Annotated in this window: 1 protein-coding gene; it reads left to right on the top strand. The window is 35.9% G+C overall.

Annotated elements, in window-relative coordinates; translation table 11 throughout:
- Positions 1 to 154 precede the first annotated feature (154 nt).
- Positions 155 to 1,471 carry an IS1380 family transposase gene (locus ACFQ18_RS18015; protein WP_047186544.1) on the top strand — a complete coding sequence of 439 codons (1,317 nt, stop codon included), beginning with the start codon at positions 155 to 157 and terminating at the stop codon, positions 1,469 to 1,471.
- The last annotated feature ends 196 nt before the right edge of the window (positions 1,472 to 1,667 follow it).

The following is a 1,667-nucleotide window of genomic DNA, read 5'->3' on the forward strand; positions in this document are numbered from 1 at the left end:
AACCTTAATTATTCATAAAAAATCCTTGAGCGCCTAAAAATGCATATCTACCAAGGAATCCAGCTAATTTAGTCATGCATCAAATAAATGAAAAAAGAATCCATTTCTGTTAAAGTTAAATCACCACAAAATAACCACAGAAAGGATTCTTATAATGGCTACTTTACCGCAATTAACACTAGATTTCAATCGTCAAATTAAATTGTCAAATGATGGAGGTTCCCTTTCCTCCGATACGGGTGAATTCATCTTTAAAGAATTTGATAGGAAAATTGGATTCTTAAAGACTATTGCTGAATACCTTCACTTAAATGACGAAAGAAAATACCATTACCATTCGAATGAAGAACTACTCCGCCAAAAGATTTACCAAATCATTGCTGGATATGCGGAAGATGACGATGCGGATCAATTGACTCAAGACCCTGTGTTCACAAAAGTTATTGAAACGGATGCTTTAGCTTCTCAACCAAGTTTATCACGGTTTTATACACGGTTTGATAAAGAATCCATTGAACAATTAAATCAAGCCAATCAAGCACTCTTGGATAAGGTTCATGAATTCAGAAAGTCAAAGGCACTCATTATTGACCTAGATTCCACTCATGCTGATACCTATGGCAAACAAGAGTCTGCGGCTTACAATACCCATTATGGTACAGTTGGATTTCATCCATTAGTTGCATTTGACGGGATAACCCGTGACTTTTTAAAGGCACAGTTGCGCCCTGGAAATGTCTATACTTCCAATGGTGTTGTGGACTTTGTAGAACCCCTTATCACACATTACAATGAAGAATTTCCAGAAACAATACCGTTCTTACGTGCAGATAGTGGTTTTGCCGTCCCAGCCTTGTATGACTTATGTGAACGTGAATCTGTTTATTATGTCATTCGTTTAAAGTCTAACGCTGTTTTACAGCGAATGGCAGATGAATTACACCCTGCAACAGCGCCATCAGATGCAACAAAGTCAGAGCACTATTATGAGGAAATTGACTATCAAGCAAAATCATGGTTTAAATCAAGAAGAATAATCATTCAATCCGTTCGACCAGCAGGAGAACTATTTTTCACTCATTCATTCTTCGTCACAAATCTGGTCGATGCATTTACACCAAAGGATATCGTTCATACCTACCAAAAAAGAGGTACGATGGAAACCTTTATTGATGAAGCAAAAAATGGCTTTTATTTGGATAAAATGAACAGCCACTCCTTCCAAGTAAATGAAGCAAAGATGATGTTAAGTTTGTTAGCGTATAACCTAACAAACTGGCTTCGAACACTTTGCTTTCCAGAAGGACAAAAGACAATGCAAATCGATACCATTCGCACAAGAATTATTAAAGTCGCTAGTAAGTTGGTAAAATCTGGGCGTTCCCTTTACTTTAAATTGTCCTCTAGTTTTGTGTACCAAAAGTTCTTTTGGAAGGTTCTTCAACGAATTCAAGCACTAAAACTGGAATAAAACATACAAATACCTATTTTTTTAAAAGTATGGTAAGCCCAAGGGGGTAGTCTACCCAAAAATGGCCATTTTTTGGTATTTAAAGTTGCGTTCCTCAAATTTATGGTTATTTTGGGCTTAACTATATTTATAATTTGAAAAAATATAGAATTTGAACCTTGTTTACTTAGGCACATGGAAGTATGAATAATTAAGG

The sequence above is a fragment of the Oceanobacillus caeni genome, from assembly GCF_042678465.1.
In the GTDB taxonomy this organism is placed as follows: domain Bacteria; phylum Bacillota; class Bacilli; order Bacillales; family Amphibacillaceae; genus Oceanobacillus; species Oceanobacillus caeni.